The sequence below is a fragment of the Desulfobacula toluolica Tol2 genome (assembly GCF_000307105.1).
GTDB lineage: Bacteria > Desulfobacterota > Desulfobacteria > Desulfobacterales > Desulfobacteraceae > Desulfobacula > Desulfobacula toluolica.
This window is the reverse complement of record NC_018645.1, coordinates 2,555,008-2,580,667: the sequence shown is the minus strand read 5'-3', so window position 1 is coordinate 2,580,667 and position 25,660 is coordinate 2,555,008. Positions and strand designations below refer to the sequence as shown.

The window sequence follows — 25,660 nt, the reverse complement described above, 5'->3', positions numbered from 1 at the left end:
ATGGATTCTGCTCAAGAAGAAAAATTAATCATATTACAGAATCAAGTGGAAAAACTTCAATCCCAGAAAGACACATTATTAAAGGAACTTAATACGCTTGAAGAGCAATCTGAAAGAACAAATCAATTGTATCGCAAATATTTTCCGTTGATTATTGACTCTGTTGCAAAAGGCGACAATTTGTTTTCAAAGGTCTGCAAAGATTTAAGCACGGCACTTAAAAAAGGTGAATCCCAAGGCAAGATCGAATATCTTTTTCAACAATTAAAAAGTGCTATACTCAAAGAGGATATCACTCCTGCTGTCTTTGGCCGTAAGAAAAAAGGCCTGTTTGCCTCGTTAATAAAAGGTGGTTCAGACTCATTTGTTGATGAATATAAACAAAGCTATCATGAAGTGGTCAATACTCTTCGGTCCACTCTGGATCAAAAATATGCGGGCAAGCTTGATAATATTACAAAGAGAATAAATGCGGCAAGTGATACAAATGATATCAGTGAAATTCGTGAAAGAGTATTCAGCCTGGTTTTTGTTTATATTTCCGATACAAATCAGGATCGTGGAAAAGTTAATGCCTTTATCCGGGAGATTGTGGGTAAAATCCTTGATATTGAATCCAAACTTGCGACAACCTATCAGCAGACAGATTCCATGTTTCAGTCCAACCAGGGATTTGAGTCTGTATTGAGTTCTGAATTAATTGAGCTTAAACAAGCAACCGATGTCGCTTCGAGCATTGATGTCTTGAAAATCAAAGTGGCTGAAAGACTGGCTTATATTGAGACCACATTAGATAAAAAACAGGCAGATGACAGGTTCATCAGGGAGGCTGTTGAAGAAAACAAAAATGCCTTTAAATCCGGGTTTGTAAAATTGCAAGAAGAACTTGAGGAAGCGACAAAATATTCGGAAGAACTTGAAAAGAAACTGAACCTGGATCAGTTAACAGGAGCGTTTAACAGGCGGGCATATGATAAAAGAGTTGAAGAGGAAATGGCAAGGTTTTTACGGTATGGAACTTGTTTTTCAATGTTATTGATTGACGCTGATAAGTTTAAATTGATCAATGATAATTATGGTCATGCCATTGGTGACAGATGCCTTAAAGAAATTATAAACAGAACCATTCCGTTATTGCGTAAAACCGATATGCTGGCCAGATATGGTGGAGAAGAGTTTCTGGTAATTATGCCGGAGACTGACGCCAAGGGCGCAAAAACAGCAGCTGAAAAAATCAGGCATACTATTGAAAATATAGAATTTATTTATAAAAAAGATAAAGTAACCGTAACTGTCAGCATTGGTGTATCGCAATCAAGAGAAGGGGACAAAAGTCATCATCAGATTTTTGAACGTGCGGATATGGCTGTTTACCAGGCAAAAGAACAAGGAAGGAACCGGGTTGTAGTCAATTGATCTGAATGGATAACAGGAGCCAATATGGAAAATCAGAATTTTAAATCACTTGAATTTTTATTGAATCATCCGAAAACAGGTCGTGTTACATCTGATGTAAATACGGAAACCATTGAAAGGCGGTCATTTTCTCCAAAGAAAATTAAGATTTTTTCATCAAAGTATTCAATTATTGAGGATTGTCATGAATATCAATTTAAACATGACCCGGAAGCGGAAAAACTGCTGCCTGATATTATAAAGAATAATGTTCAACGGCTTATTCCAGGAGATGAAAAGAGTGAAAGTGCCAAACGGGCTTTTGCAATACGCCGGAATATAGGTTTGGTTTTTTCCGGGGGACCTGCACCGGGCGGACATAATGTAATAGCAGGGCTTTATGACGAGGCTAAAAAATATAATCCTGAATCCAGAATTTTTGGATTCCTTTCAGGGCCTGACGGTATACTGGAATCAAAATATATTGAAATTACCCAAAGTCTTGTGGACACATACCGTAATATGGGCGGGTTTTCCATGATCAAGACCGGGAGAACCAAAATTGATTCCAAAAACAAAATGGAATTGGCTTTAAAAACCTGCATGGAGCTTGAACTGGATGCATTGGTGGTGATAGGCGGGGATGATTCAAATACAAATGCCGCCTTTCTTGCCCAGCAGTTTGTTGGTTCCGGGATAAAGGTGATTGGTGTTCCCAAAACAATTGACGGCGATATACAGGTAAAAACAGATGACAGCCGGATACTGTGTGCCATATCCTTTGGTTTTCATTCTGCGGCAATGTCTTTTTCACAAAATATCAGTAATTTGACAACCGATGCAGGCTCAGCCATAAAATACTGGCATATTTGCAAGGTAATGGGAAGGGTTGCCAGTCACTTGGCCTTGGAATGTGCTTTTCAGACCCATGCAAACTTGACCTTGATTGGTGAGGAACTGGCTGATTATACGGACCAGCAGCGAATTGAAAAGGCACGGGAAAATGGCACGGTGGATTATACGGCATATGGCATGACCTTGCGCCATTTGTCCCGGGTGATATGTGATACCATTGTGAGAAGAGCTGCCAGTGGGAAAAATTTCGGTGTAATGATCATACCGGAAGGTGTTCTTGAATTTATCAATGAAATTCAGGTGTTTATTATTAAATTGAATAAAATTATTGCCGAGTATAATCATACACATGACATTAATTTTCATACCTCGTTTCCAACATTAAATGACAAACTTGAATATTTAAGACGCCTGACAAGGGGCATGGGAGATAAAGATAAATTTCCAATATGGAACTTAAGGGATGATGATCTGTTTGATCAATTGCCCTCATTTTTTCAGGAAGGACTGTTGGTTGAACGAGATACACATGGTAATTTTCAATTTTCACAGGTGAAAACCGAAAATATTATCATGGATATGGTCAAGGAATATTTAACCATATTAAAAGAACAGGGCAAATACAAGGTTGGAATCGAACACTCTTATTTTAAATCAACAATGCAATTGGCCAATATCATACCGGATAAATTTGCAACAGCCATTTTTAAAGATCCAAAGGCTGAATATCTTATTATCAAAGAATCTATTATTTCATTAAAAACTTTGAAACAGGCTTTGGTCAACAGTGAGTTGATCGGTTCTGATGATGCCGTTCCACAGTCCATTATTCAAATATTTAAAAAATCAGATCCCAAATTCAAGACACAAACCCATTTTTACGGATATGATGGACGGGGGGCTGATCCTACCCATTTTGACTGTAATTATACCTATAATCTTGGCATGACGGCGTTTCATCTGATTGCAAACGGGGCTACGGGACAAATGGCGGCCATCAGAAATCTTGAAAAAAAGTTTGATAAGTGGGAGCCAATAGGTATTCCAATCGCAAAACTGATGCATCTTGAAGAAAGAAATGGAAAGCTTGAACTTGTGATTGAAAAAAGCCTGGTAGATTTGAATTCCAATGCTTTCAGGGTTTTTAAAACTTTAAGAGATGAATGGCAGGCTGCAGAGTCCAACCAGGACCGGTACAGGCGTCCAGGACCGGTTAGGTTTACGGGAAATACGGAAGATGACAGCCCCATTATGTTAAGGCTCAATTCCATTTAGCCATGATATAAAAATTGAATATGGTATAAATTGAATATATCAAAAAGAGGCTGAAAGTATTTTTTCAGCCTCTTTTTTAAAAAATTAACTTGGTTGGATTAAATCAGCTGGATTAAACCTGTTGAATTGATTTGAATTGGTTCTATTTGGTTTTTCCAGGTTGATATGAACACAAAGGTTCCTCGGCAAGATAACTTCCGGTTGCTTCATAGGCCCGGGCCCGGCATCCGCCACACACTCGTTTGAATTCACACAGCCCGCACTTGCCCTCAAGATTATTAAAATTTCTCAGCTCGTTAAACACCCGAGAATTTTCCCAGACGTCTTTGAATGTTTGTTTGGTAATGTCACCACATTCCACATCAAGAAAACCACAGGTTTGGACTCGTCCCACATGGGAAATAAAACAAAATCCAGTCCCGGCAAGACATCCTCTTGTGACCGCATCAAGGCCGTGGGTTTCAAAGGTTACGCTTTTACCGTCTTTTTTGGACCGCTGCCGTAATATCCTGTAATAGTGGGGCGCACAGGTTGCCTTGAGTTGAAGATTGACTTTTTCTCTTTGATCATAAAACCAGTTTAAAGTTTGTTCATACTCTTTGGCATTGATTTCAGTGTCAACAATATATTTGCCTCGTCCGGTTGGAACCAGGAGAAATATGTGATGGGCTACAGCCCCCAAATCTTGAGCAAGATCCAGTATCTTTGGGATCTGATCAAGATTTGTTTTTGTGATGGTGGTGTTGATTTGAAATTCAATACCAGCCTCTTTGGCGATTTTGATCCCACGAATAGAGCTTTCAAAGGCATTTTCAAGCCCTCTGAACGTATCATGGGTTTCAGGAGTTGAACCGTCAAGGCTGACACTGATCCGTTTGATACCAGAATCTTTCATCTTTTTGGCTGTTTCTTTGGTGATTAAGGTGCCGTTGGGTGCCATGACCATGCGCAGCCCTAATTTTGTTCCATATGCTGCGATATCAAAGATATCATCCCTTAAAAGAGGTTCTCCCCCGGTAAGGATAATAATGGGATTACCGACCTGCTTTATTTGATCCAGTAATTTAAAGGATGCCCGGGTATCGAGTTCATTCTCATAGGGATGATCTTCTGCTCCAGCCCTGCAGTGTTTGCAGGAAAGATTGCAGCGTCGGGTGGTTTCCCATGCAACCAGGCGAAGGGTGTTTTGCTGTTGTCCGGTTGCATGCGGATGTCCGTGTGGATGATTCATTACTTGTTCAACTCCCTTGCCGCTTCAATTGCGGAATAGGTCAAAATCAAATCCGCACCGGCTCGTTTTATGGATAAAAGAGTTTCCATAATAAGGTCCTTGGCATTGACCCAGCCCATCATCTCTCCGGCTTTAATGATTGAATACTCACCACTCACATTATATGCCGCAATAGGCAGATCAATTTCTTCTTTTAAACGATAGATAATATCAAGATAGGACAGGGCGGGTTTTACCATGATAATGTCCGCACCTTCCTCAACATCCATGGTGGCTTCCCTTATGGCTTCAAGAGAATTGGCCGGGTCCATCTGATAGGTTTTGCGGTCACCAAATTGTGGCGCTGATTCAGCAGCTTCCCTGAAAGGCCCGTAAAATGCCGAACTGTATTTGACTGCATAGGACATTACGGGAATGTGAGAAAATCCCTCTTCATCAAGGGTCTGTCTGATCTCCCCGACCCTGCCGTCCATCATGTCAGATGGCGCAACCATGTCCGCCCCGGCCTGGACATGGGACAAAGCGGTTTTTGCCAGCAGATCAAGGGATGCATCATTATCAATAATTCCGTTTTCCACAACCCCGCAATGCCCGTGATCCGTATAGGCGCAAAGACAGACATCAGTTATCACCGTGATATCAGGAACCTGTTCTTTTACCGCTTGAACAGCTTTTTGAACAATGGCGTCGGACGCATATGCCCGGGTGGCTAAAGGATCTTTCTTATCCGGAACACCGAATAATATAATAGCAGGAACACCTGCGTCACATGCTTCTTTGGCTGCCGTGACAATATGGTCACACGACAGTTGAAAATGTCCCGGCATTGAATCAATGGGTTTTTTTACGGACTTGCCTTCAATGGCAAATAAAGGAAGAATAAAATCATCGCAGGACAGCTTTGTTTCTCTTATCATGCGTCGAAAATTTTTATTTGCTCTTAATCTTCGTCCTCGAAAATCGGGAAAAAGCATTATGACTCCTTTTTTTTGATTTCTTCATCTGTCAGGTAGCAGGCAGGATCACTGTCCCAGGGATCATCAGCAACGGATTCAGCCCTGGCCCTGAAATTTCCGCCACAAATGTCAAGCCACCTGCAGCCTGCACACCTGCCTTTAACATGATTTTTCTTTTCTTTGAGTTTCATTAAAAAATCATTGTCAACATTGGTCCATATTTTGGAAAAAGGGGTGTCTTTAATATTGCCCAGACTTTTTTCACGCCAGAATTGATCCGGGTGTACCTCTCCATCCCAGGAGATGCATCCAATGCCTCTTCCCGAGTTGTTGCCCTCGTTCATTTCAAGCAATTCAAGCACCTCTGCCGCTCTTGTTGGATCTTCGTCCAGCAGTCGTTGATAGACATAGGGTCCGTCTGCATGATTGTCCACTGTGAGAACTTCTTTGGGCATATTTCTGTCATGAAGGTCTTTTGTTCTGTCCATGATCAGATCAAGAACTTTGCGGGTTTCCTCATGGGAGAGATCTTCTTTGGCAATTTCAGAACCTCTGCCTGAATATACCAGGTGATAAAAACAGGCTCTGGGGATGTTTTTTTGTTCAAGAAGGTCAAAAATTCCAGGGATATCTTTTACGTTTCTTTTATTTATGGTAAACCTTAACCCTACTTTGATACCTGCTTCCTGGCAGTGTTTGATCGCTGCCATGGCTTTTTTGTAAGATCCTTTTACTCCTCTGAACTTATCATGGGTTTCTTCCAGACCATCAAGGCTGATCCCTACATAGGACAATCCGATTTCCTTTAAGGCTTTTGCTTTTTCTTTGGTGATCAAAGTTCCATTGGTGGAAATAACAGCTCGCATTCCTTTGCTGACTGCATATTGTGCATATTCAACCAGTCGTGGATGCACAAGAGGTTCCCCTCCTGAAAACAAAAGGACCGGCACACCAAAATCAGCCAGGTCATCAATCATGGCAAGGCTTTGTTCATGGGTAAGTTCATTGTCATAGGAAATGTCTTCCGATCTGGCATAGCAATGAACACATTTAAGATTGCAGCGCCGGGTCATATTCCAGACAACCACGGGCTTTTTATCCTTTGAAAACTGCAAAAGATGGGAGGGCAGTTGTCCTGATTGCCTTGAGTATCTTAATGCATCTGATGGTTCTACAGTTGCGCAATAAAGCTTTGAAATTCCAATCATATTATTTCTTTCCTGATAAGGTCGTTAAGGTATGTTTCATGGTCAACTAAGGCTTTTTTGGTCAGAAAAAATCTGTTTTTTCCGGTTTTTTCCCGGATCAGATTAAATCCATCATAGTAGTTGTCATAGATTTTGGTTAATATTTCTTCACTGGTTGCATTGTGCTTGATAAACTGTTCAATCAGGAAATCAATGGCATCTTCTTCAAAAACAATATTCAGGTTATAGCTTTTTGATACTTCAAGCTCAATTTCTTTTACTGAATCATGGAGTTTTTTGATTTTTTTTACAGCATCTTCAATTTCCATGACAGTATTGCAAAAGCAAAGCGCCATCATATTGCACAGGCTTTCCGACAGGTTCAGGCCATGTCCTATTGAAAATGTTTTCCAATTGTCTTTTATATAGCTTGATATATACGTTTTATGGTCAAGAAAAGCTTTTTCATAAAGCATGTCCCAAGTTGCCAGGTTTTGTTTTGATATAAGGTCGTTAAGATGGTTTTTTGGATCTTCCAGAACTTTTTTTGTGACTGCAAATTTACAAATGTTATGCGACGGCAGCTTTTCTTCAAAATCAAGCAAGGCTTCTTCAACCGCACTTACAAGACCCCGGGCACCTGTATTTTCCTTGGAAGCTTTTTGGGCAAGAAATTTTAATGCATCATCTGTAAAAACAATTTTTATGCCATATGCATTAAAATCAAGGCGCTTACTCAGTGTAACCGGATTGTTGGGCATTTTTAAAATTGAAAACAGGTCTTCTTCACTCAGGGGGTCAAGAATACATCTAACAGGAATTCTTCCTATGAATTCAGATTCAAAGCCAAAATTAACCAGATCCTCGGCTTTGGTTTTATTTAACAGGTCATTGTCATTTTGAGATTTTACAAGCTTTGAACCAAACCCGATATTCTGTTTTGATAATCGTGTTCTGATGACATCGGAAAGTCCGCCAAACGCACCGCTGACAATAAAAAGAATATTTGAGGTGTTGACACGTCGCCGGCTTCTTTTCCCGGTTCTTTGATAGGCTTCCAATTCCTGCATCATGGAAACCGGATCATGGGGTACTTTCAGGTCAACATCGGTTTCTTCCATGGGTTTTAACAAAGCTCTTTGAACGCCTGTCCGTGATACTTGTGCCCCAATTACATTGGGACTGGCGGCAATTTTATCAATCTCGTCAATGTAAACAATGCCGCATTCGGCAAGCGCAATGTCATCATTGGCATCCTTGACCAGATCCCGGATTAAATCCTCTACATCCCCGCCAACATAACCGGTTTCAGAAAATTTTGTTGCATCTGCCTTTACAAAAGGCACCCCGATCTTTTTGGCAATCAGCTTGATCAGATATGTTTTTCCAATTCCAGTGGGACCTAACATTAAAATATTGGATTTTATATTACCGGTGATCTTTGACATCTCTTCTCCCGAAGTTTGGGAGTGTCTGATCCGGTTAAAGTGGGTGCATATCTTGGTTGCCAGAACGGATTTGGCTTTTGCCTGTCTTACGACATACTGGTCAAGATATGCAATAAGTTCCTCAGGTTTGATGTTAAAATTGATAAGGTTTTTTCTTCTGTTATCAGCCGGTTTTCCCGAAATAGGTTCCTGATGCGGAAGAACAGACGGGGAAATAATTTTAACATTGCCACCAAATTTTTTATTTAGAAACTCACCCAGTTCCTTTTCTATTTTTTTAGGATCTTGCGATCTAATGTTTTTTTTATCTGTCATAATAGTCTAATATAAACAAGGTTGAAAATAATTCAAGATGACTTGGGTTTCTTTAGTGTTTTTTCTTTAAAAAGCGCACATGGTTTTCCAGAAGATTGAAATACGACAACGCTAGGCAATTGTTTGGTTTTAAAGCCCATTGCCTTGCATCCATTCGGATGTTGCGGATTCCATGTGACATAGAAGAATTCACACTTAAGACAATTTCTTCTATAATTTTTTGACATGTAACACCTGAAGTTTGATAACTGATTTTAGATAAAATTTTAAAAAAAAAGCCGCGAACAACTATTGTTCGCGGCTTTTTATATTTTGTGGTGCCGAAGGGGAGATTTGAACTCCCACGGGTCGCCCCACACGCCCCTCAAGCGTGCGTGTCTACCAATTCCACCACTTCGGCATTTTTTATCCTAATATTTTATTCGGTCGTCTGTTCAACAGGTACTGTATTTCCCTTCATCACCGATGTCTCTGACTGATGGCCTGATAAATAAGCCAATGTCAGGGATGTTACCATAAAGATAATGGCAACGGCTGTTGTGATCTTAGTCAGGATGGTTGCAGGCCCTCCCGCGCCAAAAAGTGTCTGGCCGGCTCCGCCGCCAAGAGAAACTCCCATTTCCGCACCTTTTCCGCTTTGAAGCAATACAATCAGAATCAACAGGATGCAAACGCTAACATGTAATGTAACTACTAAAGTTGTCATAATTTATTAAATGTCATAATTTATAATGTTAATAAATATGTTTGCATCAAGGCTTGCTCCACCAACAAGAGCTCCGTCTACATCCTCAATACCCATTAACTCTTTTACATTCTCCGGTTTGACTGAACCACCATACACTATACGTGTTTGATCAGCAAAGTCCTTTGAAAATAATTTTTCAAGCAAAGAACGTAGGTACTGGTGAACTTTTTTAACCTGATCGACTGTGGCTGTCTTTCCAGTGCCAATAGCCCATACAGGTTCATAAGCAACAACTAAATCTTTTAGCTCATCAAGACCAAAGCCTTTTAACCCATCTGACACCTGTTTGTCAAGTGTCAAAAATGTTTTTTCTTTATTTCTTTGATTTTCCGATTCTCCAATACATAAAATCGGCTTCAGGCCGACTTCAATGGCAGCTTTAATTTTCTTGCATACCAAGGCATTGGTTTCACCGAAATACTGCCGTCTTTCGGAATGCCCGATTATGACATATTCCGCACCGGCAGCTTTTATCATATCTGCACTGACTTCACCGGTGAAAGCGCCTTGTTTTTCAAAATAAAGGTTTTGTGCCCCGATTTTTACCTTACTGCCTTCAAGGGATGCTGCAACCAGGGGCAGCGAAAGAAAGGTTGGTGCAATCATGACATCAATTTCTTGAACATTCGAACAAAGTTGTGTAAGTATCCTGGCTGTTTCTACAGCTTCCGGACCGGTTTTATACATTTTCCAGTTGCCGGCTATGAAAGGGGTTCTACTCATTATTTTGTGCCTCCGGATCAGTTATAAGGATTTTCCCACCATTACGGCCAGGTCAATCATTCTGTTGGAGTAACCAGCCTCATTATCATACCATGAATAAGTTTTTACCATGTTGCCGTTAATGACATCCGTACAACCGGCATCAACAATTGATGAAAGTGGATTTGAATTAAAATCAATTGAAACCAGGGGGATATTGCAATACCCCAATATGCCTTTAAGATGTTCTTTGGATGCTCTTTCCAAAGCCAGGTTTATATCTTCTTTTCCAAGGCCTGTTTTTTCAGTAATTACAACAAAATCCACCATGGAAACATTGGGGGTTGGTACACGTACAGACAAACCATTGAGCTTGCCGTCAAGTTCCGGAAGAACTAATGATACGGCTTTTGCAGCCCCGGTAGTTGTTGGAATCATTGAAAGGCCGGCAGCCCTTGCCCGTCTTAAATCTTTATGTGGAAAATCAAGAATACGCTGATCACCTGTGTACGAATGAATGGTTGTCATCATGCCTGAGATAATACCAAAGTTTTCAAGCAAAACCTTTGCAACCGGAGCAAGGCAATTGGTTGTACATGACGCATTTGAAATGATGTTATGGGATGCAGGATCATACATGTCATGGTTAACGCCCATCACGATTGTAATGTCAGGATTGCTTGCAGGCGCAGAAATGATAACTTTTTTAGCTCCTCCTACAAAATGTTTGGAAGCACCGTCACGATCTCGGAAAAACCCTGTGCATTCGCAGACAATATCCACATTTGTATCTTTCCATGGAATTTGTCCAGGATCTTTAAAGGACGTAACTTTGGTTGTTTTATTGTCAACAATAATTGAATCTTTGTTTGCATAAACCTTGGTTTTCAAGGCACCATGAACAGAGTCATATTCAAGCAGATGGGCTGTGGTTTTTGTGTCTGTAAGATCATTGACAGCCGTCACCTCCACATCTGGATTATTTAACGCTGCACGAAAGACCATCCTGCCGATTCTGCCAAATCCATTAATTCCTAATTTGATAGTCATTTTTCGTTCTCCTTTAAAATACCTGCTAAAAATATGGATAAGAAAAAAATTATGCCCTTTTTGTTCCCTTTAAAATCTCGCTGGCAAGGGATATGCTTTTTTTCCCATGTTCTATAAGGGATGAGGTTAATTTTTCCATATCCATCTTGGATCTTGATTTGACTGCTTTTAAGAGAATAGGAAGATTGACACCGGAAATGACTTCCACCCGTCCTTCTTCCAGGAAAGCATAACTTAAGTTTGAAGGCGTTCCTCCAAACATATCCGTAAAAATAATAACGCCATTGTCTGTTATGACTTTTGAAATTCCTTTTTTAATTTTTTTTCTTAAGCTATCCGGATCTTCAAGGATATTAATGGAAACGGAAAACAGGTTGTCCTGTTTGCTTCCTAAAATAAATTCAACAGTTTCAACAAGTGAACTTCCTAAATTTGCATGGGTGACTAAAAGTATGCCTGTCATGTTTCCTTTATGTCCCGGTCAATGTCTCTGTGGATCAGACCGGGATTAAGTCTTTTTTTAATTAAATGTTCATAAATACTTCTTGCAATGGCCACGCTTCTATGTCTGCCGCCTGTACATCCAACGGCAATCGTGAGATATGCCTTGTTTTCCATCTTGTATAAAGGAATTAAGTAATCAAGCAGGTTTAAATATTTTTCAAGAAAAATCCGGGTTTCATTTTGTGATAATACAAAATGTTTAACCGCTTCGGACTCTCCATCCTGGCTTTTAAGTTCCTTTATAAAATAGGGATTGGCCAAAAACCTCATGTCCATAACAAGATCGGCATCATTGGGAATCCCATATTTAAATCCAAATGAAATAATATTTATTTTTGTCAGACTGATGGATTTGTCCCCATCATGAATAAGGTCAAGGATTTGAGATTTCAGCTGATGAACATTCAAATGGGTCGTATCAATAATATGATGTGCCGTTTTTTTGATGGGTGCCATCATTCTTTTTTCCAGTTGAATATTGTCCAAAAGACTTTTTTCATTTGTCAGGGGATGTTGCCGCCTGGTTTGGCTGAATCTTTGTAACAGTTTGTTCTCAGCGGCTTCAAGGAATATGATCCGGGGTGTCATACTCAAATGATCCTCAATTGAGGCAATGCCTTGTGCATAATTTGATATGAAATTTTTACTTCTCATATCCATCACAAACGCCAGTCCCTTGATTTCAGGACTCTCTTTTAACGGCAGGTCCAGAAATTTAGGCAAAAGTTCTATGGGCATATTGTCGACACAATAAAACGAAGCATCTTCAAATGCTTGAACAGCCGTTGTTTTTCCGGACCCGGAAAGGCCGGTTATGATATAAAACTTTTGCATTTTACTTGATTATGACCTTCAGGTTGCTTGTTACCTTTAAATTATGTGTGACCCAAAGGTTAAAAGTCTTCATCCTGCTCCATAATGATATTGTAAATCTCATCAACGGATTCTGCGGTTAGCAGTCTTTGTTTAAAATGATCCATTTTTAAAAGTTTGGAAATCTGGGCCAATACTTTAAGATGATCACCGGTAGAGTTTTGTGTTGTCAATAACAGGAAAAAAATATGGACGGGTTTATTGTCAAGGGATTCATATTCAATCCCTTTTGGACTGAGTCCGAAACCGACAATAATTGATCCGACCGAATCAAGTTTTCCATGGGGAATTGCAATGCCGCCACCAATACCAGTGCTGCCTAACTGCTCTCTTTCCATGAGAACAGTGGCAATATCTTTGGCTGATGCATCTGTTGTTTGTGAAACTGCTGAGGCAAGTTCATCAATAGCCCCTTTTTTGTCACTGGCATTAAGGTTTGCAATAATAGAGTTTTTATTAAGAAGCCGGCTGATTCTCATTTAATGAATTATCCTATGGGCTGGATTAATCCCAGCTTACCGTTATTGTGTTTGTATAGAACATTGAGTTGCTCTGTCCTGGCATTGTTGAAAACAAAAAAAGATTGCTTTCCGGAATCTAATTCAATCACTGCGTCCTCAATATCCATGGGTTTAGTATCAACTGTTTCAATAATTATCGTGTCTACCATCTGGTCTGTCATAGGGTTGTCAAATGATTCTGCAGATAAATTCAATTGAGCAGATTCATTTTTAATGCTCTGTTTATTTCTTGACAGATGCTGTTTGACTTTTTCTTTGTGTTTTTTAATTTGGGGTTTTATTTTATCCATCAGTGCATCAATAGAGGAATACATACTTTCGGAATCTTCTTTGGCATGAATTTTTAATTTGTCGCAAGTAAGTGTGATTTCAGCTATATGTCTGATTTTTTCAACAGACAGCACAACATGTGCTTCAGCCGGGCTGTCCAGCATTTTATCAAATTTATCAAGTTTTTTTTGAACATAAGATTTTAAGGCAACAGATGTGTCAATTTTTTTAAAGGTAACGGTTGTTTGCATAAAAAAACCTCCTTAAAGCTGTTTGCGTTTATTAGAAGGAAGTATGTTCAGTACTTTCCTGTATTTAGCGACCGTTCTTCTGGCAATCTGGATATTTGAGCTTTGAAGAATGCTGGCTATTTTTTCATCACTTAAAGTACTTTCAGGGTTTTCGTTTTCTATAAGAAGTCTTATTCTTTCTTTTACACTTGCAGATGCCATGGATTCTCCGCCGGTTCGCTCGATTGAAGAGTTAAAAAAGTATTTTAACTCAAAAAGTCCCTGGGGGGTATAGGCATATTTATTGGTTGTCACCCGACTGATTGTTGATTCATGCATCTCAATATCTTCTGCTATATCTTTTAGAATCAGTGGTTTTAAATATGCAATCCCTTTTTCAAAAAATTCATTTTGAAATTTTAGAATGCTTTCCATTACAAGGTATATTGTTTTTTGACGCTGATGTATGCTTTTTATCAGCCAAGATGCAGACTGCATTTTTTCATTGAGGTAATTTTTTGTATCTTTTGATATTTTATGGCCGTTGGCAATGGCATTTTTATAAAATCTGTTGATTTTAAGCTTGGGAAGCCCATCATCATTCATTACAATTTTAAAACCATCCTCATGCTTATAGACATAGATATCAGGCGTGATATATGCAGGTTCTTCAGTGGAAAATTTTCGACCGGGTTTAGGTTCAAGATATTGAATGATTTTTACGGCTGCCCTGACATCATCAAGGGATATCTTCAATGCTTTGGCAATTTTTTTGCTGTTTCTGTTTTCAAGATTTTTCAGGTGGTTGTTTATGATTTCAGTTATGATGGGATTATCAATACCCAGTTGATGAACTTGAATCAGCAAGGTCTCACGAAGGTTTCTGGCACAAATACCGGGCGGATCAAAGGTCTGAAGTACTGAAAGCAGATCTTCAACAACTTCTATTTCAACACCGGAAGTCTCGGCAATTTCTTCAATATCACTGCAAAGATAGCCGTCCCTGTTCAGGTTCCCGATAATCATATGACCGATTTTTTCTTTTTCTTCACTGAGTCCATGGAGCATTAACTGCCACTGAAGATGGGCTTGCAGTGTCTTTTTTTCAGAAGTAAAAGCTTCATAATTCGGAGCCTCTGTATTTTCCGATTCCGTATAGACTCTTCCTGTAGAATTATATTCATTAATATAATTTTCCCAGTCTGTGTCAGACCTTACTTTTTCTTCAATGGTGACTTCTTTTAAAGGGGCCTCTTTTTCAGAGGAGGGGATTTCATTTTCCAGGGCAGTAATATTATTGTCAGATGGCTCTTCTGTACCGGCCTCTTCAAGAGCAGGGTTTTGTTCCATTTCCTGTTGAATCATCTCGGCAAGCTCAAGGCGCGACAGCTGGAGCAACTTGATAGCCTGCTGAAGTTGAGGCGTCATGACCAGTTGCTGAGTTAAGATTAAACTTTGTTGTAATCCAAGTTCCATAATTATAGTTTAAAATTTTCTCCCAAATAGATTTTTTTAGCTAATTTGCTTGAAATGATTTTATCAGGATTCCCCGATTCAATAACCTTGCCCCGGTTCATAATATATGCATTGTCACAAACTCCCAAGGTCTCTCTTACATTATGATCCGATATTAAAACGCCGATTCCTTTTTTAGTCAACTGATAAATTATTTGCTGGATATCAATGACCGCCAAAGGATCAATCCCTGCAAAAGGTTCATCCAGAAGTATAAACAATGGGTTTGTGGCAAGGACTCTTGAAATTTCAAGCCGCCGTCTTTCTCCTCCTGAAAGGGAACCGGCTTTTTGCCCGGCAAGATTTATAATGCCAAGCTCTTTCATCAGGCCCATGGTTTTTTGTTCAATATCAATGCCGTTTTGGGGCAACACTTCAAGTATGGCAGCAATATTTTGTTTTACCGTCAGCTTTTTAAAAATGCTTGATTCCTGAGGAAGATATCCGATTCCCTTTCTTGCTCTTATATACATTGGATATTGCGTAATATCATCATTATCAATCAAAACTTCACCCTGATCGGGTTTGACCAATCCAACCGACATGTAAAATGTAGTTGTTTTGCCCGCTCCGTTTGGCCCTAAAAGACCTGTTACTTCGCCTTGTTTCACTTTAAGGCTGACATGATCCACAACTTTTTTGCCGTTATAGATTTTTACAAGATTTTTTAATGCAAGTTGTGTCATTATTGTTTTTCAGTGATATTATCTTCAGGATTAAAAAGCGCTTCAACTCTTTTTTTACCGTCACTTTCCACGAGTACTTTATCTTGATTTCTGAAAAGAGTAATCTTTGTTCCGGTAACAAAACTTGAGCCTGTTATTAATTTAGGAGATTTGCCGGTTAGAACCAATATCCCTTCTTTGGTTGTATAGACAGCTTTGTCAGCAAATGCCTTTCGTTCTCCGGCAATGTATTTGACGTTTCCGGTCGAAATGATTTCTTTGATATTGTTTTGAGCATCCTTGTTTTTATTGTCATTCATAAAGTAAATTTGAATGGAATCAGCAAAAACAATAAAATCCGCTCTTGTGACTTTGACGTTACCGATAAATTCAATCATTGAGGTGTCTTTTTGTGCAATCATTTTATCGGATTCAACGCGAATAGGAGCTTCTTTGAAAGTATTTTGCGTTTGGGAGTGGGCAATTTTTATTTGCAATAGCCCTGTAAAGCAAAAAATAAAAAAAGGCACAAAAAAAAGGCATGTTGATTTATTGAATAACAAATTTTTCACTGAAATTTCCTTTAACATGCCCATTTAAAATTATCATATTATTATTGAGTTCCGTTTTCATTGAATCTGCTTCAATAAAGGAATTTTCCTTTTCAAGCCTCACGTGAGTGTTGGAATAGATTATATGTTCTTTTTTGTTATAATGCAACTTATCAGTTCTCAGGACAGAAGTTTCATAGGTTACAACCGCATTATCGGAAAATGTCATGTCATGCGTCTTTGTCTGGAGGATGCCTTCTTGAGATGTCAGGTGAACTTTTTTATTGTCTTTTGTGAAAAAAAAGACTGAAACGTCAGTTAGAACAGCCTTGTTTTCATTTTTTAGGAGAGTTGCAGAGCCAGCTTTCAGCTCCCACTCCTTTATCCCGTTTTTCTTTGAAATCTGCTTTAAAAAGTTCAGTTTCAAAGCGGCTTTGGAGTCTATTTTAATATCGTTAATTTGCGGTGGGGTGGAAAGCAGTTTGTCAAAATAAAAAAAGCCGCTGATGATGACAATCATTAAAATCAACAGGCCTATCAAAGGATAGGTCAGTTTGTGTTTTGAAACGTATATCATAACAGGTATTGATTAAGGATGATGTCCCATAATCCCTTTGCTTTCAAGATGTTGTCACAAATTTCTCTGACAGCTCCCCGGCCTCCTTTTTGGATTGTAATAATATCTGAATGCTTTTTTACCTCTTCTGGTGCTTCGGGGACACAAAAAGAAAGTCCCACTCTTTTCATGACGGGAAGATCAATCAGATCGTCTCCGACAAACGCTATTTTTTCAAGTGCTGTTCCTGTTAGGGCAGTGATGCTGTCAAGGGCTTTTGATTTATCCTTGATACCGTCAAACAACAAGGTTATCCCAAGATTTTCACACCGGTATTCCAAGGCCTTTGATTTGCGGCCGGTGATGATGCCGACGCCAATTCCTGCATCCATAAGCAGTCGCAGCCCTAGGCCGTCTCGTGAATGAAAACTTTTTATCTGTTCTCCCGAGTCTGAATAGGTTATGCTTCCGTCTGTTAATACCCCGTCCACATCCAGCAGCAAAAGATCAATATTGGCAAGCTTGGTTTTCATATGTATTATCCCACTGCTTGTTTGATTGCCACAAGGGTGGATAAAAGATTTTTCATATCGTTTAACGGCATGGAATTGGGTCCGTCGCACAGGGCTTTGTCGGGTTCCGGATGGGTTTCAATAAACAATCCGTTTGCGCCTGCTGCTATGGCTGCCTTTGATAAAGTAGGGACAAATTGCCTTTCTCCGGCAGAAGAATCTGTGGCACCTCCGGGAAGTTGAACACTATGTGTCGCATCAAAGACAACCGGTACGCCTAAATTTTTGATAATCGGTATGGATCTAAAGTCCACAACAAGATTATTATAACCGAATGAGGAGCCTCTTTCTGTAATACAAATATGGGTATTTTTGGATTCTTTTGCCTTGTTGATAATATTATTACAGTCAAGAGGAGATAAAAACTGTCCTTTTTTTATGTTGACCGGTTTGCCTGTATTGCAGGCTGCCATGATTAAATCAGTCTGTCTGCACAAAAATGCCGGTATTTGGATAATATCCAGAACCTTTGCCGCTTTTTGAGCCTGGTCAGGCAAATGAATATCTGAAATAACCATAATATCCAGATCTTTTTTGATTTTTTCAAGAATGGTTAATCCTTCATTAAAGCCAGGGCCCCTGAAAGAGTGAACGGAAGTACGGTTTGCTTTGTCAAAGGATGCCTTGAAAATAAAGGGAATATCAAGTTGTTCCGTGATTTTTTTTAAATGTTTTGCAATACGGTAAGTGATTTCATGGCTTTCTATCACACAAGGACCGGCAATGAGAAAAAATCCCGGGTCTGGTCTATCGACTAAATTGAAAAAAAAATTGTCCATAATTGTGTCCTGAATAAAAGGTTTTGGAGCCAAATTATATTTTGAGGTCAAAAAAGTCAAGAATGGAAAATTGCTTGATAAGTTCGACCATAGCTGCTATTTTACTGTAAATTTATTTATTCACACACTAACCTCCTGAAAAGATAGGTATTATTGATGAAAAGATTTGTCTTTTTTGTTCTGTTTTTTGTTGTTTTTATTCCCATTGTCTGGGTGCTTGTTCATAAATTTGAAAGCAAAAAACCAATTGTCGATATTACAATACCGTCTATATACTTGAAAAAATCCTATGAAATGTCACTGAACATTACAGATCGTCAAACAGGTCTGCGCAAGATTATGGTATCCATAATGCAGCAGGGTAAAGAAAAGGTTTTGCTGGACAAGCAATATGCTTCTTCAACTTTTTTAGGGTTGTTTCCTGAAGTGAAGAAGACGCAAGAGACTTTTACCATACCTGTTTTGTTCTGGAAATATGGTATGACAGATGGTGAAGCAGTTATCCGGATAATGGTTTCTGACTATTCATGGCGAGGCTGGAACAAGGGTAATGTTTTTTATGTCGAAAAAAAGGTCGTTATTGATTCAAAACCTCCCAAAGTGAGGGTCTTAACGAAACGTCACAATGTTGAACGTGGCGGTTCCGGTCTTGTTATTTACAGAGTGTTTGAAGAAAATTTAAAAAGCGGTGTTAAAGTGGGGGATAATTTTTTCCCGGGTCATGCCGGTTTGTTCGAAGATAAACAGATCTATGCTGCTTTTTTTGCTTTAAGCCACATGCAGGGTACTGGCACTCAGCTTTCCGTCATTGCAGAAGATATGGCAGGCAACATTACAAAAAGAGGATTTTATCATTATATAAGGGATAAAAATTTTAAAACAGACGTTTTGAATATTTCCGATCGTTTTCTGGAACAAAAAGTTTATGATTTTGATGTGGATGACAAAAATGGTTTTTTTCAAGAACAAGAACCTTCCTTGCTTAAAAAATTTTTATATATCAATGGTGAGGTCAGAAAAAATAATGTTGAAACCATATTAAAGATTCCTCAAGTAACGCAAAATGAAAAATACTGGGACGGAATGTTTTCAAGACTTAATGGATCTGCAAGGAGAGCTGGATTCGCTGATCGACGAACTTATAAATATAAGGGCAACGAAATTGACAGGGCGGTTCATTTAGGGGTTGATCTGGCTTCAACGTCCAATGCGCAAGTGAAAGCTGCCAATTCGGGTAAGGTGATTCTGACAAAATTTATCGGCATATTCGGCAATACCGTTATGATTGATCATGGATTCGGGCTTTGCAGTCTTTATGCTCATTTAAACCATATGTCAGTAAACGAAGGGGATATGGTTAAAAAAGGTGATGATATTGGTTCCACTGGTTTGACGGGCCTTGCCGGCGGCGATCATCTTCATTTTTCAATGATTGTACATAATGTTTTTGTAAATCCCGTTGAATGGTGGGATGATTCATGGATTAAAAATAATATTACATCAAAAATTGATTTTGTGAAGCAGATTGATTAGCAACGAGGGGACAGTAATGTGGGTGCAGATTTTAAATCTGCACCTGATCAAGAAACGTGGGCACAGATTCTAAATCTGTACCCGATACGATAAGGTTTATTATGAGTGATTACAAAGTTAATAAAACAATTGAACAGATAAATAAAAAAATTGCGGCCGGCGAAGCTGTGGTTGTGACTGCAGAAGAAATTATCGATATTGCTAAAAAAGAAGGCATTGTTGAAGCGGCAAAAAAAATTGACGTGGTAACCACCGGAACATTTGCACCCATGTGTTCTTCCGGGGCGTTTATCAATATCGGCCAGTCCAAACCCCTTGTCAGGACAACAAAAACCTGGATTAACAATGTGCAGGCATATTCAGGCTTAGCAGCTGTAGACTGTTATCTGGGTGCTACCCAGACCTGTGAGGATGACCCGTTAAACAAACGTCATCCAGGTGAGTTTAATTATGGCGGCGGACATGTGATCCAGGATCTGGTTGCCGGAAAACAAGTTCATATACGTGCGGAAAGTTATGGCACGGACTGTTACCCCAATCGAAAAATAGAAAAGCTGGTCACATTGGAAGAGTTGCCAAATGCCATGTTGTGTAATCCTCGAAATGCCTATCAAAATTATAATTGCGCAATCAATAAATCCGATAAAATTAAATATACTTATATGGGAACCTTAAAATCGGACATGGGCAATGCCAATTATTCAACATCAGGTGAACTCAGTCCGCTTTTAAATGATCCTTATTTGAAAACAATTGGTGTGGGAACCCGGATTTTTCTGGGAGGCGCACAAGGGTATGTAACATGGACCGGCACCCAGCATAAGAATAAGGTTGAAAGAGGATTGAACGGCGTGCCTGTGACACCTGCTGGGACCCTTGCCGTAATGGGGGATTTAAAGCAGATGTCTCCCGAGTGGCTTGTCGGCCAGAGTATTCGAGGCTACGGCGTTTCTTTGTCCGTTGGCTTTGGAATTCCGATCCCTATTCTAAATGAAGAGATCCTTAAATATACTTCGGTTTGCGATGAAGATATTTTTACTCAGGTTGTTGATTATGGATATGATTATCCAGAAGGCATTTCAAAATCCTATGGCCAGGTAAGCTATGCAGAACTGAAAAGCGGTTCGATTATGATCAAAGGAAGGAAAATCCCAACAGTTCCATTATCTTCAATGATAAAGGCACGAAAAATAGCTGATATTTTAAAAAAATCCATCCAGAAAGCAAAGTTCTTTTTAGGTCAACCACAACATATGTTTTATTAGAGGTTAAATAATTTAAGGATAAAAAATGGCGGAAAAGAAACCTAAGAGTTCTTTGCGGGAAAATATAGAGGCAATCATTATAGCAATAGTTATTGCCATGTTTATCAGAACGTTTATTGTTCAAGCATTTAAGATCCCATCGGGTTCCATGCTTGAAACGCTTCAAATCGGAGACCATATCCTGGTCAATAAATTTATTTATGGAGTAAAAATTCCGTTTACGGACGGAAAAACACTGATCCCGGTTAAAGATCCTCAAAAAGGTGATATCGTTGTATTCAAGTATCCTGAAGATCCATCCAAGGATTTTATTAAAAGGGTGGTTGCCACAGGCGGGGATACCGTGGAAATTGTTAATAAAAAACTTTATGTAAATGACAGGCTAATTGAAAATGAGCCTTATGCTGTTTATAAAACCAGCATCATATATCCTGGAATTGTCAGCAAAAGAGATAATTTAAAAAAAACCGCTGTCCCTGAAAATAATTTGTTTGTCATGGGTGATAACCGTGACAATAGTCATGACAGCAGATTTTGGGGTTTTGTTGATCTAAAGGCAGTCCGGGGAGAAGCATTTATCATTTACTGGTCATGGAATAAGAATAAATTCGGAGTCAGATGGAATAGAATTGGTGATTTATTAATATAGGGAGCAATATGCAGTTTACAAAAAAGGATGTTCTGGATATCGAATCTCTTGAACCTTCCGAAATTTCATTGATCCTTGATACAGCCCGAGGCATGAAAGAAATTTCAGAACGGCCTGTTAAAAAAGTACCCACATTAAGAGGAAAAACCATTGTCCTTTTTTTTCAGGAACCTTCGACAAGAACAAAACTTTCCTTTGACACGGCAGCCAAAAGGCTTTCCGCAGACAGTATTTCCATTTCAAAGAGTTCATCGAGTATCGTTAAAGGCGAAACCTTAATTGATACAGCTAAAAACCTGGAAGCCATGAAACCGGACGTTATTGTCCTGCGTCATCCATCATCCGGAGCGCCTCATTTGATTTCAAAATATGTCAATGCTTCTGTGATTAATGCAGGAGATGGAATCCATGCACACCCCTCCCAAGCGCTGTTGGATATGATGAGTGTCCGGGAAAAAAAAGGAAAAATAGAAGGGTTAAAGATTTCTATTATAGGGGATATTGCCCACTCAAGAGTGGCAAGATCAGATATTATCGGTTTTTCAAAAATGGGCGCAACGGTTTCCATCTGTGCGCCTGAAACCATGATTCCCATGGGAATAGAAAAATTAGGATGCACAGTATCACCTAATATCGAAACCTGTGTTGAGGGGGCTGATGTGGTTATGATGCTCCGGATTCAAAAAGAAAGACAGGGAAACATACTTTTCCCTACGGAAAGGGAATATGCAGCGCTTTTCGGGCTGAATAAGACCCGACTGGCTCTGGCAAAAAAAGATGTCATTGTCATGCATCCAGGACCCATGAACAGGGGTGTTGAAATATCAAGTGATGTTGCAGATGGTCAGTGTTCTGTTATTTTAGAGCAGGTCACCAATGGGGTTGCTTTGAGGATGGCATTATTTTATCTGGTAGCAGGAGGTAACAGGCATGCAGATTCTGATTAAAGGGGCACGGGTTCTTGATCCGGGAAAGATAGATGAGAAAAAAGATATTCTCATTAAAAATAATCTTATTGAAGCTATTATTGATCCTATTGTTGACCCGACTATTGATCAGATTGCAGATTTGGATGAAAATAAAACCGAATCTGGTATTAACGTAATAGATGCTACAGGAATGATCGTGGTTCCCGGATTAATTGATATTCATGTCCATTTGAGAGAGCCGGGGCAAGAATATAAGGAAAACATTGAGACAGGTCTTGCTGCTGCTGCCAGGGGAGGTTTTGCAGCAGTGTGTTCCATGCCCAATACAATCCCTGTTAACGATAACAGACAAGTGACACAATTTATTATCCATCGTGCAAATGAATTGGGGCTTTCAAAAGTATATCCCACCGGGGCTATAACTCAGGGTTCAATGGGAAACACCCTTGCTGAAATATATGATATGAAAAAGGCTGGTATTGTTGCGGTCACTGATGATGGAAAACCAGTGGAAAATTCCAATCTGATGAGGCGGGCTCTGGAATATTGCAAGGGTTTGGACATGCCGGTTTTTGTCCATGCGGAAGATTTAAGCATTGTAGACGGCGGCTCGATGAATGAAGGCCCGTTTGCCACAGCCTGGGGCATAAAAGGAATTCCCAACGCAGCAGAGACGATTATGGTTGTAAGAGATATAGCGCTTTGTGAACTTACAGGCGCATGGGTTCATTTCTGCCATATCAGCACCAGAGAGTCGGTGGAAGCCATCAGGCAGGCAAAAAAACGAGGGGCAAGGGTTACTTGTGAGACAGCACCCCATTATTTTACGCTGACAGATGAGGATGTGAAAGATTATAATACTAATTTTAAAATGAATCCACCCTTGCGCTCAGAAGAAGACAGGCAGGCCGTTATCCAGGGGCTGTCAGATGGGACAATTGATGTGATCGCATCAGATCATGCCCCTCACAGCGTGATGGAAAAAGATGTGGAATTTGACATGGCAGCTTTTGGTATTGTCGGATTGGAAACCTCATTGTCTTTGTCATTAAAACTGGTTAATAACGGAGTTTTAACACTTGAGGCGCTTGTCAATAAAATGGCAAAGACCCCGGCAAAAATTATTGGTCTTAATAATGACATCAAGCCTGGAAATCTTGCAGATTTGACCATTATAGATCCTGATCATGCCTATGAAATTGATCCTGAAACATTTAAATCCAAAAGCCGAAATACCCCTTTTTCCGGACTTAAGGTCAAGGGCAGTGCATTTTTAACCATGGTCAATGGCAGGGTTGTGTATCAAAGGGATTAAACGATTGTATTGAACAATTTGATTGAACAGCAGGATCATTAATCATGAATAAAAAGACACATCATATACTTGTGGTTGATGATGAAATAAGCATGCGAGAGTTTCTTGATGTTTTATTATCCAAAGAAGGATATAAAGTGTCGGATGCCGGAAGCGGTAAACAAGCCATCAAGATGATTCAAAAAAATGGTTATGATCTTGTCCTGTCTGATATTCGTCTCGGAGACATGGTCGGCCTGGACGTTTTAAAAGAGGCAAAAAAGAAAAATCCGGATACGGTTGTTATCATGATATCAGCTTACTCAACCACGGAAATTGCTGTTGAGGCTATGAATGAAGGGGCTTATGATTTTGTCCCCAAACCATTTGATAACACGGAATTGAAGCATACTATCCAAAAAGCCCTTGAATTAAAAACCATTGACCAGGAAAAAGATAGGACGTCATCAGAGCTTCGGGATAATATGCATTTTGACCGGATTATCGGGAAAAGTCCCGGAATGATGGCAATTTATAAAAGAATCGAACAAATTAGCTCGACAAAAACCAATGTGTTGATCACCGGGGAAAGCGGAACAGGAAAAGAATTGATTGCAAGGGCGATTCATGAAAATTCCGATCGGAAAAATAATCCTTTTGTAGTTGTCAATTGCGGTGGTATCCCGGATACGTTGATAGAGAGTGAATTTTTTGGTCATGTTAAAGGCTCTTTTACAGGAGCCGTAAATGACAAACAGGGGCTTTTTGAGGCAGCAAATCTTGGAACTATTTTTTTAGATGAGATTGGTGAATTGTCTCCCATCTTACAGGTCAAGCTGTTGCGCGCGGTACAGGAAACCTCTTTTAAGCCTGTTGGGGGAACAAAAGACATTGATGTGGATGTCAGGATTATATCTGCTACCAACAAAAAACTTGAGCAGGAGGTTATTGACGGAAATTTCAGGGAAGATCTTTTTTTTAGGCTGAATGTTATTCCCATTAAAGTTCCGCCGTTAAGGGACAGAAAAGGGGATGTTGCGCTTTTAGCCAAGCATTTTGCTGGAAAATATTCCAAAAAAATGAAAAAGGATATTGTCAAGCTGTCTTCCTATGCCATTGATTTTTTGAATAGCTACAGCTTTCCCGGTAATGTCAGGGAGCTTGAAAATCTTATCGAACGAAGCGTTGCCCTTTCTTCCACCAATATCATCCTGCCCGAAAGCCTGACCATCTCCATGCACAAAAAACGCAGATGGGTTGAAGGGATCAAAGGTCAAAGGTTTGATCTGGATGATGTTGAGCAGGGTGTGGATCTGGATAAGATCCTGTCAACCATTGAGAAGTCTTATCTTAAAAAAGCCATGGAACTTGCCGGTGGTAACAAAAGCAAGGGTGCCGAGTATTTAAACCTCAGTTTAAGATCCATGCGTTACCGTCTTGACAAAATAGAAGACGAATAGCAATTGTAACTATCTAAGTTTATTGATAGTTGGTGGAGCTGAGGGGGATCGAACCCCTGACCTTACGGCTGCCAGCCGTACGCTCTCCCAGCTGAGCTACAGCCCCACATCAAAAGCAGTACTTTAATAATAGATTGAACCTTTTGTGTCAACAAAAAAAATAAAAATTATTACAAGCAAATGAAAAAGTTCAGCCTTTATGCTGATTTCATAAGTCCTTGATCGGCTTCCTTGAACTCAAATTCTGCCACATTTTCAGTTTTAATTAATTGAGGCGACATCTATCCTGACACAGGGAGAAACCAGGTATGCTGAATTTGGGTGTGTAAAAT

General features: G+C 39.5%; 25 protein-coding genes and 2 tRNA genes. 8 read left to right on the top strand and 19 right to left on the bottom strand.

All coding sequences use genetic code 11. The features are described 5' to 3' along the window. A complete protein-coding gene (locus tag TOL2_RS11905; protein WP_014957687.1) occupies window positions 1-1,416 on the top strand; it encodes a GGDEF domain-containing protein in 1,416 nt (471 codons plus the stop codon). A 24-nt stretch (window positions 1,417-1,440) separates the two neighbouring features. Beyond that, window positions 1,441-3,525 (top strand): 6-phosphofructokinase, encoded by a 2,085-nt coding sequence (locus TOL2_RS11900; protein ID WP_014957686.1) that lies wholly within the window; start codon window positions 1,441-1,443, stop codon window positions 3,523-3,525. Window positions 3,526-3,667: 142 nt separating this feature from the next. Here TOL2_RS11900 and ahbD read toward each other — a convergent pair whose 3' ends face one another. The 18 genes from ahbD to kdsA all read right to left on the bottom strand — a co-directional run bounded on the left by ahbD (window position 3,668) and on the right by kdsA (window position 18,198). Further along, on the bottom strand, window positions 3,668-4,756 hold the full coding sequence (gene ahbD, locus TOL2_RS11895) for a heme b synthase (protein WP_014957685.1): 1,089 nt from the start codon (window positions 4,754-4,756) through the stop codon (window positions 3,668-3,670). Then, the gene (hemB, locus tag TOL2_RS11890; protein ID WP_014957684.1) at window positions 4,756-5,730 is read right to left on the bottom strand and encodes a porphobilinogen synthase; all 975 of its coding nucleotides are present in this window, start codon (window positions 5,728-5,730) and stop codon (window positions 4,756-4,758) included. The genes ahbD and hemB overlap by 1 nt, the downstream gene beginning before the upstream one ends. Next, the gene (ahbC, locus tag TOL2_RS11885) at window positions 5,730-6,920 is read right to left on the bottom strand and encodes a 12,18-didecarboxysiroheme deacetylase (RefSeq protein ID WP_014957683.1); all 1,191 of its coding nucleotides are present in this window, start codon (window positions 6,918-6,920) and stop codon (window positions 5,730-5,732) included. Before ahbC ends, hemB begins: the two co-directional genes overlap by 1 nt. After that, a complete protein-coding gene (locus TOL2_RS11880) occupies window positions 6,917-8,662 on the bottom strand; it encodes an AAA family ATPase (protein ID WP_014957682.1) in 1,746 nt (581 codons plus the stop codon). Before TOL2_RS11880 ends, ahbC begins: the two co-directional genes overlap by 4 nt. 315 nt (window positions 8,663-8,977) lie before the next feature. Then, a tRNA-Leu gene (locus TOL2_RS11875) sits at window positions 8,978-9,062 on the bottom strand. 18 nt (window positions 9,063-9,080) lie between these two features. Next, window positions 9,081-9,368, bottom strand: a complete 288-nt coding sequence (gene secG, locus TOL2_RS11870) for a preprotein translocase subunit SecG (RefSeq protein ID WP_014957681.1) — start codon at window positions 9,366-9,368, stop codon at window positions 9,081-9,083. Between the two features lie 6 nt (window positions 9,369-9,374). Then, window positions 9,375-10,133 (bottom strand): triose-phosphate isomerase, encoded by a 759-nt coding sequence (tpiA, locus tag TOL2_RS11865; RefSeq protein ID WP_014957680.1) that lies wholly within the window; start codon window positions 10,131-10,133, stop codon window positions 9,375-9,377. 21 nt (window positions 10,134-10,154) lie between these two features. Further along, window positions 10,155-11,162 carry a type I glyceraldehyde-3-phosphate dehydrogenase gene (gene gap, locus TOL2_RS11860; protein WP_014957679.1) on the bottom strand — a complete coding sequence of 336 codons (1,008 nt, stop codon included), beginning with the start codon at window positions 11,160-11,162 and terminating at the stop codon, window positions 10,155-10,157. Between the two features lie 49 nt (window positions 11,163-11,211). After that, window positions 11,212-11,625: a PTS sugar transporter subunit IIA gene (locus TOL2_RS11855; protein ID WP_014957678.1), complete on the bottom strand. Its 414-nt coding sequence runs from the start codon at window positions 11,623-11,625 to the stop codon at window positions 11,212-11,214. Continuing rightward, on the bottom strand, window positions 11,622-12,500 hold the full coding sequence (gene rapZ / locus TOL2_RS11850) for an RNase adapter RapZ (protein WP_014957677.1): 879 nt from the start codon (window positions 12,498-12,500) through the stop codon (window positions 11,622-11,624). Before rapZ ends, TOL2_RS11855 begins: the two co-directional genes overlap by 4 nt. A 59-nt stretch (window positions 12,501-12,559) precedes the next feature. Continuing rightward, window positions 12,560-13,018, bottom strand: a complete 459-nt coding sequence (locus TOL2_RS11845) for a PTS sugar transporter subunit IIA (protein ID WP_014957676.1) — start codon at window positions 13,016-13,018, stop codon at window positions 12,560-12,562. An 8-nt stretch (window positions 13,019-13,026) separates the two neighbouring features. After that, entirely contained in the window at window positions 13,027-13,581 is a 555-nt protein-coding gene (gene hpf / locus TOL2_RS11840) for a ribosome hibernation-promoting factor, HPF/YfiA family (protein WP_014957675.1), read from the bottom strand. A gap of 12 nt (window positions 13,582-13,593) precedes the next feature. Continuing rightward, entirely contained in the window at window positions 13,594-15,036 is a 1,443-nt protein-coding gene (gene rpoN / locus TOL2_RS11835; protein ID WP_014957674.1) for an RNA polymerase factor sigma-54, read from the bottom strand. Between the two features lie 2 nt (window positions 15,037-15,038). Continuing rightward, the gene (lptB, locus tag TOL2_RS11830) at window positions 15,039-15,761 is read right to left on the bottom strand and encodes an LPS export ABC transporter ATP-binding protein (protein WP_014957673.1); all 723 of its coding nucleotides are present in this window, start codon (window positions 15,759-15,761) and stop codon (window positions 15,039-15,041) included. Further along, the gene (locus TOL2_RS11825) at window positions 15,761-16,330 is read right to left on the bottom strand and encodes an LptA/OstA family protein (RefSeq protein WP_148278217.1); all 570 of its coding nucleotides are present in this window, start codon (window positions 16,328-16,330) and stop codon (window positions 15,761-15,763) included. The genes lptB and TOL2_RS11825 overlap by 1 nt, the downstream gene beginning before the upstream one ends. After that, entirely contained in the window at window positions 16,290-16,868 is a 579-nt protein-coding gene (lptC, locus tag TOL2_RS11820) for an LPS export ABC transporter periplasmic protein LptC (RefSeq protein ID WP_014957671.1), read from the bottom strand. The genes TOL2_RS11825 and lptC overlap by 41 nt, the downstream gene beginning before the upstream one ends. Continuing rightward, entirely contained in the window at window positions 16,865-17,380 is a 516-nt protein-coding gene (locus TOL2_RS11815; RefSeq protein WP_014957670.1) for a KdsC family phosphatase, read from the bottom strand. Before TOL2_RS11815 ends, lptC begins: the two co-directional genes overlap by 4 nt. A gap of 5 nt (window positions 17,381-17,385) precedes the next feature. Further along, window positions 17,386-18,198 (bottom strand): 3-deoxy-8-phosphooctulonate synthase, encoded by an 813-nt coding sequence (kdsA, locus tag TOL2_RS11810; RefSeq protein WP_014957669.1) that lies wholly within the window; start codon window positions 18,196-18,198, stop codon window positions 17,386-17,388. Window positions 18,199-18,354: 156 nt separating this feature from the next. Here kdsA and TOL2_RS11805 point away from each other — a divergent pair, with 156 nt between their 5' ends. The 6 genes from TOL2_RS11805 (at window position 18,355) to TOL2_RS11780 (ending at window position 25,328) form a co-directional block, all read left to right on the top strand. After that, a complete protein-coding gene (locus TOL2_RS11805) occupies window positions 18,355-19,731 on the top strand; it encodes a M23 family metallopeptidase (RefSeq protein WP_014957668.1) in 1,377 nt (458 codons plus the stop codon). Between the two features lie 101 nt (window positions 19,732-19,832). Beyond that, complete coding sequence (locus tag TOL2_RS11800; RefSeq protein WP_014957667.1) at window positions 19,833-20,996, top strand: homocysteine biosynthesis protein; 1,164 nt, start codon at window positions 19,833-19,835, stop codon at window positions 20,994-20,996. 25 nt (window positions 20,997-21,021) lie between these two features. Continuing rightward, window positions 21,022-21,645, top strand: a complete 624-nt coding sequence (lepB, locus tag TOL2_RS11795; RefSeq protein ID WP_014957666.1) for a signal peptidase I — start codon at window positions 21,022-21,024, stop codon at window positions 21,643-21,645. Window positions 21,646-21,653: 8 nt separating this feature from the next. Further along, complete coding sequence (locus tag TOL2_RS11790; protein WP_014957665.1) at window positions 21,654-22,592, top strand: aspartate carbamoyltransferase catalytic subunit; 939 nt, start codon at window positions 21,654-21,656, stop codon at window positions 22,590-22,592. Further along, on the top strand, window positions 22,576-23,889 hold the full coding sequence (locus TOL2_RS11785; RefSeq protein WP_014957664.1) for a dihydroorotase: 1,314 nt from the start codon (window positions 22,576-22,578) through the stop codon (window positions 23,887-23,889). Before TOL2_RS11790 ends, TOL2_RS11785 begins: the two co-directional genes overlap by 17 nt. Window positions 23,890-23,933: 44 nt before the next feature. After that, window positions 23,934-25,328, top strand: coding sequence for a sigma-54-dependent transcriptional regulator (locus TOL2_RS11780; protein WP_014957663.1), 1,395 nt, complete (start codon window positions 23,934-23,936; stop codon window positions 25,326-25,328). Window positions 25,329-25,358: 30 nt separating this feature from the next. Here the strand turns inward: TOL2_RS11780 and TOL2_RS11775 are convergent. Next, window positions 25,359-25,434, bottom strand: a tRNA-Ala gene (locus TOL2_RS11775). Window positions 25,435-25,660 lie beyond the last annotated feature (226 nt).